The sequence below is a fragment of the Peribacillus acanthi genome (genome assembly GCF_003073175.1).
GTDB lineage: Bacteria > Bacillota > Bacilli > Bacillales > DSM-1321 > Bacillus_BN > Bacillus_BN acanthi.
Map to the genome: position 1 here is coordinate 199,173 of NZ_QBBX01000004.1, position 15,726 is coordinate 214,898.

A 15,726-nucleotide genomic window follows, 5' to 3' on the forward strand; every position below is an offset into this window, starting at 1 on the left:
CCAACAAACGATTGTTGATTTTTTCTGGTACAAATATTCCTGGTATACTAATGCTTGCTCGCACCGCCTCGGCAATAGGTCCTTCTTTAAAAATCACTTTTTCACCTGTTTTAATGTCAGTGGTAACAATCCATAATGGGATATCTAAGTCTTCTAGCTTTTTGTTTTTTGTGAAGATACGAATAAATTCTTTCACCTTTTTTCCAGAGATAAAACCCATCTTTGGAACAGTAAAATCGAGAAAATATTTCCTCTTAAAATTACTGGATATTTTATAAAGTTGATCCATATCCGTACCTGCTGCATAAAAAGCTCCAACTAATGCACCCATACTGCTTCCTGCTATATAATCCACTTTTATATTGTTTTCTTTTAGCACTTTTAAGACCCCTAAATGAGCAAAGCCTCTTGCCCCTCCAGATCCTAAAGCCAATCCAATTTTCGGCTCTCTCACAGGTTGATCACCTCTTTACATGGTTCCATTTTGAAATCCTACTATAATCGGTCAACATCTAGTCCTTGGATGTTCTAAAAACATACGTTAGAAAGTATATTTTCTTATACAAGGACAAGACTGCTTTAAAGCTCATATAAAAGGATTCAATCAAAACTAATCAATGTCATCCCCTGACAGACGTGTTAGAGAATGACTACAAATCCTCCACCTATATTACTGAATATTTTAACATTTCTTTTTCCATAAGAGAAATGACATCGAATATCTTTATAGTTTCAGTTACACACAAGTTAGATTTTATTTAAGGAGGCCCTACACTTGGATAAGTCCGTCATCAAAACTCTCCTGTTGGCAATGTGTGCCACCTTGTTTGCAGGATCTTTAATTGCCTATCCGCAGGAAGCCTTCGATGCCTCCATCCGCGGATTAACCATGTGGTGGGAAATTGTTTTCCCTTCATTATTACCCTTCTTTATCGTCTCGGAGATGTTGATTGGGTTTGGAGTTGTGACTTTTATTGGGGTGCTGCTGGAACCTCTAATGCGGCCTTTGTTTAGAGTACCTGGTGTAGGAGGATTCGTGTGGGCTATGGGAATGGCATCAGGATATCCTTCAGGCGCAAAATTAACCGCAAGACTACGGCAAGACCGACAACTAACAAAAATTGAAGCGGAAAGATTGGTTTCCTTTACAAACTCTTCAAATCCATTATTTATTTTCGGTGCAGTTTCCATTGGTTTTTTCCATAACCCTAACCTCGGAATCATCCTTGCCATTGCGCACTATGCAGGAAATTTTTGTGTTGGGCTCATCATGAGATGGCATGGGAAAGAAAAAACGAAGGTTATCCCTAATTCTGAAAGAGTTTCCATAAAAACAGCCATTCGCGCTTTACATCGAACTAGATTGAAAGACAAAAGGCCCATTGGCAAACTATTGGGTGATGCAGTAACTTCTTCTATTCAAACATTGTTGATGATTGGTGGATTCATCATTTTATTCTCAGTCATTAACAAGCTTTTATATCATATGAAGATTACAGGAATAATTGCAAATGGGATGGAAAAACTCTTTTTTATTTTGAATATTCCCGAGGTATTTAGCATTCCATATATCTCAGGGCTTTTTGAGATTACATTAGGTTCCCAAATGACAAGCCAAGTACAAGACGTAACACTTATGTTTCAAGCAATCGTTGTAAGCTTTATTTTGGCCTTTAGTGGCTTTAGTGTGCAAGCACAGGTCGCTAGTATCCTTGCTGATACTGATATCCGTTTCCTACCCTTTTTCATAGCTAGAATTATGCATGGTACTATTGCAGGGCTAATTACACTAGTAATCTGGAAACCAGTTTATGAAGGGCTACATTTCAAAGAAAGACCTTCACATGCTCTCCCTGTTATTGGAGATGCCCATGTAAGCTGGTTGGAGTCAATCCTGTTATTTTTCAATAATTACGGACCTCTTATTACCATTCTTTGCCTAACACTATACTGTTTGATTTACGCTAAAAAGAATGTGTTGTATAAGAGATAATATTTAGCTATTAGCCTATTGATTACTATCTTAAAATATAAAATCCCGTATAAACACAAAAGCTGACTCAAATGATCGTCATTCAACGACCTTTTGAATCAGCTTTTTTTATCCTTTAAACTTTTGATGTAATGCTTCTTGCACCGGCTTAGGAACGAGCTCTGAAATATCGCCGCCATATTTGGCAACTTCCTTAACAATACTTGAACTCAAGAATGAAAACTGATTGTTCGTCATAATGAAAAATGTTTCAATATGATCGTTTAACCTTCTATTCATAGAGGTAATTTGCATTTCATATTCGAAATCTGATACTGCCCTTAATCCCCTAATAATTGCATCGGCTTTTATGCTCGCAGCATAATCCACTAACAGGCCTTGGAATGAATCTACTTTGACATTTGGAATATGTTTCGTAACATCTCGTATCAAGTCCATCCGTTCATCAACAGTAAATACAGGCTTCTTAGAAGAGTTGTTCAATACGACCACATAAACCTCGTCAAATACTTTTGCACCACGCTGAATAATATCGAGGTGGCCGTAGGTTATCGGATCAAAACTACCTGGACAAACCGCTATTTTATTCATTCCTGCACCTCATTATGTTCGATACCCTTATGGATTTGATAAATGGATATACCAATCATTCCATACGTTTCTTTTCTTGTTTGTCTTAATGCCCCAACTTCTTCGGGCAATTCAATATCTGAACCATGTTCACAAACTATGTAACCGCTTTCTGTTAAGAGATTATATTTTTCTATGAAAGTAAGGAGATCGATTAATTTTTGCTTTTTATAAGGGGGATCTAACATGATTAAGTCAAAAACTAGTTCCCTTTTTACTAAGGCTTTCAATGCTCTTTCTGAATCATTCTTGTAAACCTCGTAATGGTCCTCACTGACCTTACAGGCTTCAAGGTTAAGCCTCACAGTTTGAATGGCCTTATATTCACGATCTACAAATATCGCTTTATTCATCCCGCGACTAATAGCTTCTATTCCAAGGCCACCGCTTCCTGCAAACAAATCTAAAACTGTCCCACCTGAAAAGTATGGTCCAATCATATTGAAAATGGATTCTTTCACCTTATCCGTAGTCGGCCTTGTCGTGTTCCCAGGAACAGACTTTAAAGGTCTCCCTTTAAACTCTCCAGATACGACTCTCATGTAACTCACCACATTTTTCGACATTTTTTGAATCTATACTATCCTACCATATTCCAATTCAAGGAGCCAACATGAAACACCATTTCTTACTATATAAGCATTTTTCTTCCGTTTTAAAGAAGATATTCACGTATAACTAAAAATAAAATGGTCATACTGTTTACTAACAACATCTCCAATCGAGGATGTTGTTGCCAACCGCGGAGAAGACTTACGTTTCCCCATAAGTTCTTCCTCCGGTTTCTCCTCTCCCTTTCCCTTCTATCCTTTAGGAAATAGAAGGACCCTGCAAGTTTATTCTTGCAGGGCTTTTTTTAATCACTCTTGATTTTATTCTCCAATCAACGATTTCCAAATTCACTGTGCGTTTATACTACTCATTTCATTAATGTATTATTTATAGATTGGTTATTTCAATGACTGTTTCTCGGTTAAAGATATTTACGTTAAAAATATCCTGCAGCCAATCTTCCGAAATATAAATCTCCCCATTCAGTTTCTTTAATGGGTTGGTTTTCACCCCATAATCATCTCCATTAATAATGAATACGTTCTTATTCAGGTAGAAGCGAATTAATACTCCTTCCTTACTAACCAATATTTGATTCTGATCAATCATGTGAAATTCATATCCCAAATTATTCAAAATCTGTTGAAGAGGATACAAGTTCTGATTGTCTAACGAAATCATTCTTTCTTTAATGGGATTCCCATTCACCTGTAACTTTCGCTTATCATGAAAAAGTAATGGTCTAAACCCTGCCTTTTCAATTCTATTACTTTCAAAAAAATGAGTTTCTCTTCCTTTTGCTTTAGTAAGGAATTGATCTAAAATTTTCGCGGATAGGAAGTTACTATTTTCAATATAATTCATGAATTGCTTAATTTCATTTTCTTCTAATCCTGATTGAATTACCTCGGACATCTTTTTGGATTTTTCCCCACCAAAGTTCTGGTTATATTTCAAGTTCCCGATAACGACCGAAATCCATTTTTCATCATTGTTATCAAAGTTTAACTGTGTCTGGAGTTCCAACGTGAATAGTTTTCGAAATAAAATTTCTGGCTGTGATACATCCGAACTTATCACTAGATTTTGAGAGATAAGTTCGGGATGAGTTTTCGTAACAATTATAGTTAGGTCTTTAAAATTAGGCAGCTTAGACAGAGAATCATATATTTTTTTCAGGTGAGGCTGAACGCCTTTCTCATGATAGAGGGATAAGCGATCCATTTTTTGAAGGACAATTTCCGCTGGGGTATAATACAGCGGAAATATGTTACTAGACTGTTCAAAAACACTGTATTGAATATAATCCTTCTTAGTTTTTCCTATTAAAGGTGCGCTAGATATCCAATTTCCTGGATCACTAACAGTCGAGATGATTTCAACACGAGTATTTTCGAATGGGATGCCCTTTAAACCAAGAAATTCCCGGTGATAAAGTTTTGATTGGTTAGCTGATGGAACTGCTAACTCATATTTAAAAATAACTTGTTTTTGATTACCTGTTAGAGTGAGATGCTTCTTGTTATCCCATTTACATTCGGTCTTTTCATCATATGTACATGTAAATTTAATTAACTTAGGGTTATCAACTAGATATGTACCTTCTTGTAAGCCGCTTATTTTATGGTAAACAGACAATACTTTCGCACTATGCTTTATTTCAATTTGATTATATGCGACCGACTTTTTTTCAGCTTTTGTATCAATCCCATTTGAACCAGAGAAGATATTCCACTGCCAAAACAGCATTCCAGCAATGGTAATTGTAATCAATAATATAGTAGTCAGGAATGTGCGGATCATTATTCATTACCCCTTGCTTATTTTCCTACTACTAACTTACCAAATTTTCATTTGTTTCGTTATATTTTTTTTTACAAAATCAGTACTTTTACTCATTTTACGTCTTTTTTAGATAATCTCTGTTTAGTTATCCAAATAGTGGGATTTTTATAGATGTCTTTATACCCTTCTTTTCAATCAAGATAAAAAATGTTAAAGTTAACGCTTGAAGAGCTTGAGAGGGGAAAGAAAATGATACAACGCTTTATAGAACTTGGAGAAGGATATTCAGATTTATATGAGTTATTGGAGATTGGCAAGAATAATCAGCATCGAGTAATGAGATTACTTGCAATGCATAGTACTTTTGATGAGAAACCTGTCACTTCACTTGCGATCGTTCTAAAGCCTACAGACCCTGGAGATTTCCAACCGATTTATATGTGTAGGGAAGGAATTCCAAATCCTAACGTGACTCCTAATAAACGTTATGAATTATTTAGAAATTTATCTTCAGAGCTGGAAATGCCAATTGTGCAGCTTGATGTTAAATCATCCCGTTATTTTGCCGATCCAGACCTATTTCATCAATATTTGATTGGAATATTAAGATTGAACCATCTGATCCCACCGATGAAATAATTAGAAAGAAAAAACGAGAAGAATTATTTTATCTTCTCGTTTTCTTATATACCTAACTTATAATCATACTCTTTCGCTTTATCAGGACGTGAATTTTCGTATTCTGTTTTTAAAAATGGTTTATATGACACATCTACACGTTTTACAAATGAGAATGACTTTAATTTCTCAACGGTTGTTTCAACATCCTCCATATTTGTATAGATGACTACATATTTCAATTTTTTCGAAACATAATGTATATTACCGAATCTTCTTAGCATCTTAACTTGTTTTAATGTATGTAGATAGGCAATTATACCTTGTCTGGCTCCAATCATGAATAAAACTCCTATATAAAAGATTTTGACCCGCAAACCTTGCTTTTGGACCATCCTACCGTTGGTTGATGAAGCCCTTATCGTTTCAATAATTGCTTTAAGTGTAGCATAAATTTTCTCTTTCTATCAATAAATAATGATTTGTATTTATACACCTTCAACCACTATCCTTACTACAATGCAAAAAGAGGAGTGAGAGACCATGGATCTTGATTTCGTTTGGGAGAAGTATTTAAAGTTGTTACAAAAGCAACCTGATATTCAAAAAGTGCATTACAAGAAAGTGACCGGTATCCCTTTCTTATACATTACAGTGTCAGACTCATCCGTTACACTGGACACCATTCTAAAACATATGAAAATATGCTCAGCTCTTGTCATGAAAGGAAAACAATTGCATTGTGAAACTATTTATTTTAGGCAGCAAGAGCTTTTATTTGTATTTAGGCATCGGTTTTATGTGCCACAGAAAAAAATGTTCTGTTGTGGTAATTTATGTCCCGATTGTATCCGTTTTAAGGATGAATCTTAATAAAATATTAATCCAAGGACTTAGAAAGCAAAAATAGTTGTTTACTCCTTGTTTCTGCCACTTCACTTTTTTTACTTTTCCTTTGCAAAAAAAGAGAACACCGGTTTAGGTAGCATTCTCTTTTTGTTTATTATGAACAGCCGCAACTTCCACCTGAGCCACAGCCACCGCTGCAACTTGACTGAAAGAAAGGACTTCCTGTAGGTACTTTTATATGCTCAGATACAGATTTTCCAAGGATCATACTGATTTCGTCCAGTACTAGCTGAAGAGATGTCTCCGCCTTCTTAAAAGCAGCCACTGTAGGATGAAGATCCATTTCCCTCTTTAACTTCCTTGTTTCTTCACTTACTCTTTTATAATCAGGATGGTATTTGCCAAAGCGCTGCACTTCTTCATAAGCATCCTTTAATTTAGTAAAATCTTGAATTTTCCTTTGAGCTTCTCTGTCACTTTGAAGCTTATATAATGATATGAAGTAATCCTCACCTATTTCAGATTCAATGATCATAGCAGCAAGATCTTCAGAAAATTGTAGAATTTCAACTCTTTCCATAGTAGCAAGCATGTATAAGCTCACCTCCAATGCCATTTTACCATGATAAACGATAAGATGCGAATACTAGATTTGCAATCCCAGTAGTGTAAACCATTTATTTAATACGGACAGCTAGGTTCTTACGAGCAAATTTCTTTTCTCCGTCAATAAATACTAAAGATATGGTATGGTTCCCTTTTCTTAGTCCCTTAATGATAAAGGCTGCAGTAGTCATTTCACGATATTTTTTTCCATCTAACCATACTTCAATTTTTGCTCCAGCTCGTCCTGAATTTTGAAAGGATGCATCCTTCACATAGCAATCAACAAATACATCGTTACCTCTAACAAAATATTTGATATCCCATCCATTTTGATCAGAAAAAATAGAGCTAGTTGCCTCAACTGAATTTGTTTCGTACTTAAGTCGATTCATACCTACTAACTTTGTTTCTGGTTCAGGGACTTTTTCTTTACATCCAGTCAAGACAACCACTACCAATAAAAATGAAATACATTTTTTCACACGAAAACCTCCTTTTGCCTTATCGTTTGCAAAAAGAGCGGATATTATCTATCGTGTTTACTTTACTTACCAACATTCATTGTTTGAATCATATTCAACATAATATTCGCCATTTGAACACCATTTGAAAGCTGGGATACACGATGAGGAATTGACTTTTTGTAAAAATATTTAGATTCGGTTTCCATTTTCTCCAATTCGTGTGGGTTCCTCATTAGTTTTCTGTACCATAAAGGTTGAGTACGGATATAGTTTTTCATATCTTCATTTGCATTAATAATATCGTAAATATCCTGTCTCATCTTAATCCCCCTTTAATCCTTCCTAAATGAAAATGGGTGTGGAGGTTTACTCTGCTCTGATTGTTTCGCTGTAGAGGTCTCATTAGATTGAAACTGGGAAATCACACCTGAAATTGCACCGAGAGCTTGACTGAGGCTTGAAACATGCTGTTGTATTTGATTAATATCCATATTTTTAAATGTTCCTAATATATTTGAAAGAAAATCGGATTTATTCTCTGCAGTATCATCATTGCCCTTTTTTTGTTCAGTAGTTACAGCCACTTCAGACTCAAAGGATTTCCACTTCGCACTTTCTTCCCCTAATAAGTACCATTCTTCAAATAATTCCTGCCACGTCGTTTTTCCCTTTCGAACTTCACTAATTAATGAAGGATGTTTTTTTACAAAATGTTTAAACTCTTCAACAGCTTCACTTTTTTTCTTAGTCATTTCCTTCACCTCAATTTTATGACTAAAGCCTATAACACATTATTCATTGTTGAATAATTTGTGCCTGGCCAATTCTTTTCGGGAAGGAAATCTTTTTTGACGTTTTTTTACAAGTATCACTATAATAGAAGTGAACAATCCTTCAATAAGGATATCAATAAGTGAAAGAAGGCAAATACATCAACATGAATAATCAATTAAAAGAAACTTTATTACAAATCATTGAAAATGGAAATGAAGAGGAATTAATCGCTATTAAGGCTTTTTTAGAAGGAATTGCCACAAGTAGGAAATCTCAAACTACATATATTAACTCGATGTTCCAGTTCAGCCGGGAATGGCAAGGTGAAAAATTCATCATGAAAATGCCAATCAATCCTCTTACCTTCAATAACTTAGGAATTGTACATGGTGGGGTAACAGCGACCCTTATAGATACGGCCATCGGTACACATGCAAACTTAATTCTGGATGAACATTTAGCGGCGGTAACAACAGATTTACAGGTTAGGTATTTAAAAGTTGCTAGTGGAAAGGAACTGATTTGTGAAAGTACCCTCCTTCATAAAGGAAGACAAACCATCGTTCTTGAAGGAAAAGTGATGAGAGATGACGGTACCCTTTGTGCTGTGGCAACCGGGAATTTCTTTATTGTTTCAAGGAAATAATGTCATTTATTATGGAGGGAGAAGATGGTTACAGCAATTGTCATTCCTATTATTTGTATCTATTTTTATTTTTTGACAAAAAGAGAAATGAAACAAAACAAAACTAGGTGGTTGGAAAGTGGACAGGTTAAGGAAGAATCTGTACTGGTGGGGGTAATAGAGAATATTTCTCATCATAAAGAAAGATACTACCGCAACCATTTTGTAATGATTACAAAATTACAGATTCGATCTAATGAGAAACTACATGTTGTTCAATTTACTACACCTATGACAAATGACTGGGAACTACCTCCCCTTAAAAACGAACAATATGTTACGTTTTATGGAACCTGGAATCAAAGCATCCTCCTTGCCAATCGGTTTGTTGCATAACCCGTTATTATCATGAACTTGATATTGTAGGAAATAGGGTCCATAACGGTATCCGATCGTTTTTTCGTAGGAGTCTATAAGTATCCATTCCTTGATTAACCGCCATCAATGCTCACAATAGCTAATCACAGTGTAAAAAAAGAGGCCGATCTAAAAGTCCATTAAGCGGAACATTTAGAAACAGCCTCTACTCCATTTTCTTAATAAAATTCTGTGTGAAGTATTTCTGGTAAACACCTACACCTAGATGTGTAAATTCTTCATTTAATAATGTTTCACGGTGACCTTTACTATTCAACCAACCTGAAACAGCAGCAAGTCCATCAACGTAATGTGCAGCTATGTTTTCCCCTGCCATTAAATACTGGACCTCACCCTTAGCTAGGCGATCTCCTAATTCGCCGTTATTAGGCGAGGTATGGGAGAAGTAATTTTCAGAAAACATTTCCTGGCTGTGCCCATATGCCACTTGGGCAGTTTGGTCATCCCACAGAAGTGGATTTAGGCCATGTCTTTTCCGAATAATATTCGTAATATCGAAAATTTGTTTTCTATCCCCTGTTTCAATTGCTGCCCATTCAGTATCAGATAAGACAACATCTTCCCTCAATTTACCACGATATATCAATTCATACGGGCGATGCTTTATCAACGTTTCATCATCAATAAACCGAATACTAGAAATTTGACTTGTAAACTTGTCTAAATAGATTTGTGCATATATATCTCCCATTTTCACAAGTGGTCTCATATGCATATCATCTTCGGATAATTCAAATCTATACGAGCTGTCATCTGTACTTAATTCAACAGAAGATTCCACAAAAATCGTTTTATAGATTTCTTCCACAGATTGTCCAATTCTAAATGGTTCTACATTCAATTGTTCACCTAAACCATAAACCGAAACAACTTTTCCATTTTTCACCGCAGCTTGCATATAGGTTAAATCGTTCTGATTATAGACCCACCAATTGTATCCGTATGCTGAATGATCAATTCTTGCAGGTTTACCAAATTGCTTAACTAATTCACTAGTGGGTCTTCCAATTAATGTAGCAATTCCGGCATCTGGTTTTTCTACCGTTCCTTCATTATTGTCTTTATTGGTATCTAGTGTGCCCACCGAAAATTTTTCATTGACTTCATTATTTTCAATTAAAATTTCGTTTTCGTTCTCTTTAGTTCCAATATTCAAATATATCCCTATCAAGAAAATGATAGATGCAAGAAATAATATTTTACTTAAAGACCGCAGTGTAAGAGCCCCTTTCCTAAAAAGTAAATAAGTTCTATATCAATAAAAAGCGATATTAATATATATTATTATTTTATTTCATTAAATATTATAACACTCTAATGGTTTATTTTGATAGAGTTCAAAATAGGCTGTCAACATAGAAGATGTACTTTTTGTGAATAGTACAAAACAAAGTGTATACACATTGCATGTTGAAAGAATTCATACTATTATTATACAAGAGGAAAATTAGTAAATGCTTACGCATCACAGGAAATTGGTTACATACATAGTTAACTTCCTTAGATGTACATTTTCCGTACGAGTATGATTTATAGGAGGATGCATATTATGAGATTTGAAAACACAGGTCTAGAAACAATTAAAGCCGATTTAAATCGACTTGACGAAATTATGGATGAACACGGCTTAGTTCGTGCAGAACAATGGGACTACGAGCGCGTTAATTACGACAAAAAAATCGTATTAAAAGAAGGTGTATTTTACCTTCGCGTACAAGGTTACGCAGTAGAGGGTGATGTTGGAGCTCATAAAGGGATTATCCAACTAATGACACCACTATTAGGTAAGCATTATTATCCACATGGCGTGGAGTACGGAGAAGGAGAAAGCTTCCCACCTACTCTAGTTAAACAATGCGAAAAAGTACTTGCTGATGTGAAAGCAGACATCTCAAAATTCACAGATCTATAATTATCAATATTAAAGCGCATGTGCACACACATGCGCTTTAATATTGATTTTTGTTATAATGGCCTGTTGAAAATCGCTTTAGATGCTAACATACTTCTGCCAGTTTTGGATACTTTACAATTGGTGTAGTGCCTGTACCTATGATTCTTTATCAGGAAACCTGTCCTACACCTTTTAACAAAGGACAGACTCAAACATAAACCTTAGCATAGCTTAATTCATACGAGAATCTTATTGTGAAAATATTCATATAAACTTATAATTTATATAGAATTCAAAAGTTAGAAAGGAGAAGTAATTTGGCGAGTTTCTTCACTAGAAAAAAAGTAATGATTATTTGCGCCATACTGCTTCTTATAGTCGTCTGCTATTATATTTTACCTGTTTCAGTACCGTTATTTGTGGCTTTTTTTACAGCAATTCTACTTGAACCGATTACAAAAGCAATCCAAAAAACGACATCTATAAATCATAAACTTTCTATAATTATTGTTTTTATTGGATTTATTGCATTTATCGGAATTTCTAGCTATTTTATCGTAACTAAAGTTGTGACAGAAGTAGTGGAAATTGCTCAAGAGACCCCAACTTATGTAAATGAAGTGAATAATGCTTGGCTGAAATACGAAAAGAATTTGGTAAACGCGTCAGAAGATATGCCAGAATACATCGTTACTGAATTAAGTGGTCAAATCCAAAAAACATTGAACCGAATAAAAAATGATTTAACTAGTTCCATTAATATTCAAAATGCTACCAGTATTATTAAAGAAATTCCCAATTATATGGTCAGTTTCTTAGTGTATTTAATAGCGTTATTTTTATTTATGCTCGATCTTCCAAGATTACGTGTAAAAGCATACGAACATCTATCTGAACGTACCGCTGATAAGGTCCATTTCATGGCTTCACGTCTATCATACGTAGTTTTTGGTTTCCTAAAAGCACAATTTTTAGTCAGTGTCATCATATTTATTGTTTCACTTATTGGTCTGTGGTTCATCATACCTGAGCTGGCTCTAGTAATGTCATTAATAATCTGGATTATTGATTTTATCCCATTAATAGGCTCGATTGTTATATTAGGACCTTGGGCATTATTTCATCTAATTACAGGTGACACGAGTCTTGGAACACAATTAGCTATTCTTGCAGGATTTCTCCTCATCATAAGAAGGACTGTCGAACCGAAAGTAATGGGAAGCCATATTGGTCTTTCCCCACTTACCACTTTAATTGCCATGTATTTAGGTTTAAAGTTGTTTGGAATTCTAGGCTTCATCATAGGACCTCTTCTATTAATTGCCTTTAATTCTGCCAGAGAAGCTGGTATCATCAAATTTAAATTTAAGATATAACCTTATACGCATATGGCTTCAACTTCATTAGGGTGCCTCACTTATTAAGTCTCCAATCGAACAAGATATTTTCCTATTATCGGAATATATTTTGGTTTAATTAGACCTAAATTGAGACACCCTTTCATTATTCTAATTCATCTAATTCCAACACCCACACTAAATACGGATCCTCTCTCTTTTTTAGCTTGAATCCGACTTGTCTAAGTAAATGAATACGATCTAAATTGGATGTGTATGTCTCCATTTTAATAGTTTCTAACGAATCTAAGAAGTGTTTAACCACGAATTGAATAAATAGTAAAAAACATTCCCTAAAATATATCTGCTCATCTTGTTCATCTACCAGTCTTATTTCAAGAACACCCTGTTTAGAATCTTCATCATTAATAAATAATATAATATCTCCTACCATTCTCTTCTTCGGTAAGTCCGCAGCAATCCATAAGTGTAAAGTATCAATTTCTGTCACCTTATTTTCAAGATAAACAGGCAATAAACTTCTAAACCTATATGAAGGCCAACCTGTCGGTAAATCAATAGGAGACCTAGCTATTAATTCCTTCCGATGCATTAACAAAGACTTTGCCATATCAATGGAGCAAGACAAGATGATAATATTTTCAGTTTTATAGTCTTTCAATCTGTCTCCTCCCCCCTTATCTTTTCAGTAAACTATCAAGAGTTATTACGCCCAAACCACTAATGAAAGGAAGTGTGAGTATACATAACTAATATATTTTCCGTATGAGCGGTGGTTTCAACAGTTTTGTATTTATACACCAATTGGCTAACTACATCACTTTTCCATATTAATCGAAATGGGTTACACACAGACTATCTGGAAGAGGCTTATTTCCTACTGCTTATTTTGTCTATAAGATTCTAAAAGCATGGAATAAAAAAAATTCTGCCTATACACATTGTATTCGGCAGAATCTTTGTTTCATTCCATATAATAAGATAAAGTAAAACAACTCTAATATTAAAAGCCTAAAATGGCTTTAATCACAGATGTTGTTTCTCCACCTTTATAAAAAACATAAAGTAAACAATACACTGCAACACCGGTAATAGCTGTAAAAAACCAAATAATGCTAGTAGTCGGGCCAATTTTACGATGTAGCTTTAGGTTATTTTTATACCCTGATACGAGCATAGTTATACCAAGAACAGCACCTATTGTTGCCAATGTAATGTGGAAAATCAAGAAGATTGTGTAATAAATTTTTATGTTTTCTGGTCCACCAAAAGCAGTATTCCCAATGAAAATCGTACGTGATGCATAAATGATAAAGAAAATGATAGCAAAAATTGCAGCAAGCATCATCGTCTTCTGGTGTTTCTCAATCCTTTTTTGCTTGATCTGCCACCAACCAATTGCTACTGTAATGGCACTTAGCACAATAAAGGATGTGCTTATCGTAGGTAATATAGGTAAAGACATTAGTTCTTAATCGTCCTCTCATTATGTATTCAAATACATTTTATTAAAGTAATAGAAAGAATTCAATAAAAGTCCTAAATGTTCAATGATTTGACATAGAAACCTTGTTATTCTTTCTCATATAGTACCATGAAAAAAGAAAAAGCATCCTAAAATAGAATGCTTTTATTCTGCTGGTTGTACCTCAGGCAGTGGATCCACTTTTTCACCCTCAGATTTATACCATCCAAAAAAGATGTAAGCCAAAACAAATCCAAAAACGACCTCTTGGATAATTTTCATGATTACTCCACCGGTTCTTTGATCCTCATGAAGGGTCAACCAATTAAACATTTCAGGACCGCTTAGAGTAATTCCTTGTAGAGTGGATGCTGGAACACATAATTCCAATGCCTGTGCCCAAGCAGCAGGGTTTGAAAATGTGTTATACATAGGTGTATCAGCAAAGATAATTAATGCACATGCAGGTGTAAGTAAGATCCCATTAGCAAAAACGTACCCAATTCTTTTTACACCATAGAGTTCTTGATACTCTTCTAAATTATTCATTAGAGGCCACCACATGAAAATCGAGGTGACGAATAAAAGAACCGTATAAATCGCATGAAGCCACATATCCGTTTTGACATAGTCAAATACTAGCGGAATATGATAAATGGAGAAAACTGCATTAAATACTATTAGTGCAATCAACGGCTTTGTCATAAGATTAAACACTGGCCCAACAATTTTTAGAGATACTATACTTCTCCACATCCATTTAGGGATTGCAAGGATTAATATAGGTGGAATTACTAAGTATAGAATGGCCATTTGAGTCATGTGTGCACTGAACATGATATGCCCTAATAAATCTATTGGAGATCCCTTAATAATATACAAAGTGACGATAGATGTGATAAATAACATCGCCTGCTTATTTGAAAGAGCCTCACTATCTCTAGAAAGCTTTTCACGATATTTCGTAGCAGCTAAAAAGAATAAAACAGATACGATTACTAAGGAAATAAAAAAGAAAGGACTCCACAATGCGCGGAAGCCAAATATTTCAAGTGACAAATCTAATCACCTCTTTTTGTTGTATTGATTTACCCTTCTCATTATACAAGAATATTAAATGACAATCCAACCTAATAACCACCCTAAATTAACGGATGTTTATAATAGTCACAATTTAGACTCATTTGTATGAAGGATATTTCTCATATTATTGACGGTAATTTCAGAGGGTTAGTGATACATGAACTTCGTTAATAAGTACCTTACCAAATAGCTTTGATTCATATGAATATGCAAAAAAAGTCGACACATAAAGTGTCGACTTTTTCATTCATCTTATTACCACCAAACGATTGTAACAAATGCAAGCACTGTAATTAATCCAATTCCAAGACCTGAGTATAGGAATAGAGTTGGTGCCTCATGTCCTTTGTGACTCATGTGCATGAAATAATAAAGCTGAAAAATTACTTGAATTACTGCTAAAAGTACAATAAACGGTACGATGAACCAATGTGAAAATCCATCATATCCTACTGCAACGAATGCAATAAGAGTTAAGAAAATCATTAAGGCGAATGTAATTACTTGATATCTCATGTCCTCAGCATTTTTCTTACGACGGTATTCAAGGTCAATTTTTGGATTAGTTGAATTTACATGATTATTTGCCATC

General features: G+C 34.7%; 21 protein-coding genes. 7 read left to right on the forward strand and 14 right to left on the reverse strand.

The features are described from left to right. Window positions 1-454: patatin-like phospholipase family protein (locus DBX25_RS21185; RefSeq protein ID WP_240620168.1), on the reverse strand; the 454-nt coding region annotated here is incomplete at its 3' end. Between the two features lie 321 nt (window positions 455-775). Between DBX25_RS21185 and ylbJ the strand changes: the two genes are divergently transcribed. After that, on the forward strand, window positions 776-1,993 hold the full coding sequence (gene ylbJ, locus DBX25_RS05670; protein WP_108669804.1) for a sporulation integral membrane protein YlbJ: 1,218 nt from the start codon (window positions 776-778) through the stop codon (window positions 1,991-1,993). A 108-nt stretch (window positions 1,994-2,101) separates the two neighbouring features. Here ylbJ and coaD read toward each other — a convergent pair whose 3' ends face one another. The 3 genes from coaD to DBX25_RS05685 all read right to left on the reverse strand — a co-directional run bounded on the left by coaD (window position 2,102) and on the right by DBX25_RS05685 (window position 4,978). Further along, on the reverse strand, window positions 2,102-2,584 hold the full coding sequence (gene coaD, locus DBX25_RS05675; protein WP_108669805.1) for a pantetheine-phosphate adenylyltransferase: 483 nt from the start codon (window positions 2,582-2,584) through the stop codon (window positions 2,102-2,104). Continuing rightward, window positions 2,581-3,189, reverse strand: coding sequence for a 16S rRNA (guanine(966)-N(2))-methyltransferase RsmD (rsmD, locus tag DBX25_RS05680; protein ID WP_276309580.1), 609 nt, complete (start codon window positions 3,187-3,189; stop codon window positions 2,581-2,583). The genes coaD and rsmD overlap by 4 nt, the downstream gene beginning before the upstream one ends. Window positions 3,190-3,562: 373 nt before the next feature. After that, on the reverse strand, window positions 3,563-4,978 hold the full coding sequence (locus DBX25_RS05685; RefSeq protein ID WP_108669807.1) for a stalk domain-containing protein: 1,416 nt from the start codon (window positions 4,976-4,978) through the stop codon (window positions 3,563-3,565). Between the two features lie 231 nt (window positions 4,979-5,209). On the opposite strand from DBX25_RS05685, the gene DBX25_RS05690 reads away from it, so the two are divergent. Continuing rightward, complete coding sequence (locus DBX25_RS05690) at window positions 5,210-5,599, forward strand: DUF7147 family protein (protein WP_108669808.1); 390 nt, start codon at window positions 5,210-5,212, stop codon at window positions 5,597-5,599. A gap of 44 nt (window positions 5,600-5,643) precedes the next feature. Here the strand turns inward: DBX25_RS05690 and DBX25_RS05695 are convergent, their stop codons facing one another. Beyond that, a complete protein-coding gene (locus tag DBX25_RS05695) occupies window positions 5,644-5,919 on the reverse strand; it encodes a YlbG family protein (RefSeq protein WP_108669809.1) in 276 nt (91 codons plus the stop codon). 202 nt (window positions 5,920-6,121) lie between these two features. On the opposite strand from DBX25_RS05695, the gene DBX25_RS05700 reads away from it, so the two are divergent. After that, window positions 6,122-6,451 (forward strand): hypothetical protein, encoded by a 330-nt coding sequence (locus DBX25_RS05700; RefSeq protein WP_108669810.1) that lies wholly within the window; start codon window positions 6,122-6,124, stop codon window positions 6,449-6,451. A gap of 130 nt (window positions 6,452-6,581) precedes the next feature. Here DBX25_RS05700 and DBX25_RS05705 read toward each other — a convergent pair whose 3' ends face one another. From DBX25_RS05705 to DBX25_RS05720, 4 genes are all read right to left on the reverse strand, one after another. Next, complete coding sequence (locus DBX25_RS05705) at window positions 6,582-7,019, reverse strand: YlbF/YmcA family competence regulator (protein WP_108669811.1); 438 nt, start codon at window positions 7,017-7,019, stop codon at window positions 6,582-6,584. Between the two features lie 85 nt (window positions 7,020-7,104). Next, the gene (locus tag DBX25_RS05710) at window positions 7,105-7,515 is read right to left on the reverse strand and encodes a hypothetical protein (RefSeq protein ID WP_108669812.1); all 411 of its coding nucleotides are present in this window, start codon (window positions 7,513-7,515) and stop codon (window positions 7,105-7,107) included. Between the two features lie 62 nt (window positions 7,516-7,577). Beyond that, window positions 7,578-7,817, reverse strand: coding sequence for a YlbE-like family protein (locus DBX25_RS05715; RefSeq protein WP_108669813.1), 240 nt, complete (start codon window positions 7,815-7,817; stop codon window positions 7,578-7,580). Between the two features lie 12 nt (window positions 7,818-7,829). Next, window positions 7,830-8,249: a YlbD family protein gene (locus tag DBX25_RS05720; protein ID WP_108669814.1), complete on the reverse strand. Its 420-nt coding sequence runs from the start codon at window positions 8,247-8,249 to the stop codon at window positions 7,830-7,832. A gap of 161 nt (window positions 8,250-8,410) precedes the next feature. Here DBX25_RS05720 and DBX25_RS05725 point away from each other — a divergent pair, with 161 nt between their 5' ends. After that, window positions 8,411-8,917: a PaaI family thioesterase gene (locus DBX25_RS05725; RefSeq protein ID WP_108669815.1), complete on the forward strand. Its 507-nt coding sequence runs from the start codon at window positions 8,411-8,413 to the stop codon at window positions 8,915-8,917. 24 nt (window positions 8,918-8,941) lie between these two features. Next, window positions 8,942-9,292: a hypothetical protein gene (locus DBX25_RS05730; protein ID WP_108669816.1), complete on the forward strand. Its 351-nt coding sequence runs from the start codon at window positions 8,942-8,944 to the stop codon at window positions 9,290-9,292. A gap of 187 nt (window positions 9,293-9,479) precedes the next feature. Here DBX25_RS05730 and DBX25_RS05735 read toward each other — a convergent pair whose 3' ends face one another. Beyond that, complete coding sequence (locus DBX25_RS05735) at window positions 9,480-10,490, reverse strand: CAP domain-containing protein (protein WP_240620170.1); 1,011 nt, start codon at window positions 10,488-10,490, stop codon at window positions 9,480-9,482. A gap of 393 nt (window positions 10,491-10,883) precedes the next feature. Here DBX25_RS05735 and DBX25_RS05740 point away from each other — a divergent pair, with 393 nt between their 5' ends. Both DBX25_RS05740 and ytvI read left to right on the forward strand, forming a co-directional pair. Further along, a complete protein-coding gene (locus tag DBX25_RS05740; protein WP_108669818.1) occupies window positions 10,884-11,246 on the forward strand; it encodes a YugN family protein in 363 nt (120 codons plus the stop codon). Window positions 11,247-11,545: 299 nt separating this feature from the next. Continuing rightward, entirely contained in the window at window positions 11,546-12,604 is a 1,059-nt protein-coding gene (ytvI, locus tag DBX25_RS05745; RefSeq protein WP_108669819.1) for a sporulation integral membrane protein YtvI, read from the forward strand. A 127-nt stretch (window positions 12,605-12,731) separates the two neighbouring features. Here ytvI and DBX25_RS05750 read toward each other — a convergent pair whose 3' ends face one another. The 4 genes from DBX25_RS05750 to ctaF form a co-directional block, all read right to left on the reverse strand. Continuing rightward, on the reverse strand, window positions 12,732-13,247 hold the full coding sequence (locus tag DBX25_RS05750; protein WP_108669820.1) for a hypothetical protein: 516 nt from the start codon (window positions 13,245-13,247) through the stop codon (window positions 12,732-12,734). Between the two features lie 342 nt (window positions 13,248-13,589). Continuing rightward, on the reverse strand, window positions 13,590-14,051 hold the full coding sequence (locus tag DBX25_RS05755) for a DUF420 domain-containing protein (protein ID WP_108669821.1): 462 nt from the start codon (window positions 14,049-14,051) through the stop codon (window positions 13,590-13,592). Between the two features lie 165 nt (window positions 14,052-14,216). Next, window positions 14,217-15,110, reverse strand: a complete 894-nt coding sequence (gene ctaG / locus DBX25_RS05760; protein ID WP_108669822.1) for a cytochrome c oxidase assembly factor CtaG — start codon at window positions 15,108-15,110, stop codon at window positions 14,217-14,219. Between the two features lie 279 nt (window positions 15,111-15,389). Continuing rightward, entirely contained in the window at window positions 15,390-15,725 is a 336-nt protein-coding gene (ctaF, locus tag DBX25_RS05765; RefSeq protein WP_108669823.1) for a cytochrome c oxidase subunit IVB, read from the reverse strand. Window position 15,726 lies beyond the last annotated feature (1 nt).

What these genes read in the sequence shown, in the direction of transcription:
- coaD (WP_108669805.1), bottom strand. Translation starts at nt 2,584, where the DNA reads ATGAATAAAATAGCGGTTTGTCCAGGTAGTTTTGATCCGATAACCTAC.
- rsmD (WP_276309580.1), bottom strand. Translation starts at nt 3,189, where the DNA reads ATGTCGAAAAATGTGGTGAGTTACATGAGAGTCGTATCTGGAGAGTTT.
- DBX25_RS05685 (WP_108669807.1), bottom strand. Translation starts at nt 4,978, where the DNA reads ATGATCCGCACATTCCTGACTACTATATTATTGATTACAATTACCATT.
- DBX25_RS05690 (WP_108669808.1), top strand. Translation starts at nt 5,210, where the DNA reads ATGATACAACGCTTTATAGAACTTGGAGAAGGATATTCAGATTTATAT.
- DBX25_RS05695 (WP_108669809.1), bottom strand. Translation starts at nt 5,919, where the DNA reads ATGATTGGAGCCAGACAAGGTATAATTGCCTATCTACATACATTAAAA.
- DBX25_RS05700 (WP_108669810.1), top strand. Translation starts at nt 6,122, where the DNA reads ATGGATCTTGATTTCGTTTGGGAGAAGTATTTAAAGTTGTTACAAAAG.
- DBX25_RS05705 (WP_108669811.1), bottom strand. Translation starts at nt 7,019, where the DNA reads ATGCTTGCTACTATGGAAAGAGTTGAAATTCTACAATTTTCTGAAGAT.
- DBX25_RS05715 (WP_108669813.1), bottom strand. Translation starts at nt 7,817, where the DNA reads ATGAGACAGGATATTTACGATATTATTAATGCAAATGAAGATATGAAA.
- DBX25_RS05720 (WP_108669814.1), bottom strand. Translation starts at nt 8,249, where the DNA reads ATGACTAAGAAAAAAAGTGAAGCTGTTGAAGAGTTTAAACATTTTGTA.
- DBX25_RS05730 (WP_108669816.1), top strand. Translation starts at nt 8,942, where the DNA reads ATGGTTACAGCAATTGTCATTCCTATTATTTGTATCTATTTTTATTTT.
- DBX25_RS05740 (WP_108669818.1), top strand. Translation starts at nt 10,884, where the DNA reads ATGAGATTTGAAAACACAGGTCTAGAAACAATTAAAGCCGATTTAAAT.
- DBX25_RS05755 (WP_108669821.1), bottom strand. Translation starts at nt 14,051, where the DNA reads ATGTCTTTACCTATATTACCTACGATAAGCACATCCTTTATTGTGCTA.
- ctaF (WP_108669823.1), bottom strand. Translation starts at nt 15,725, where the DNA reads ATGGCAAATAATCATGTAAATTCAACTAATCCAAAAATTGACCTTGAA.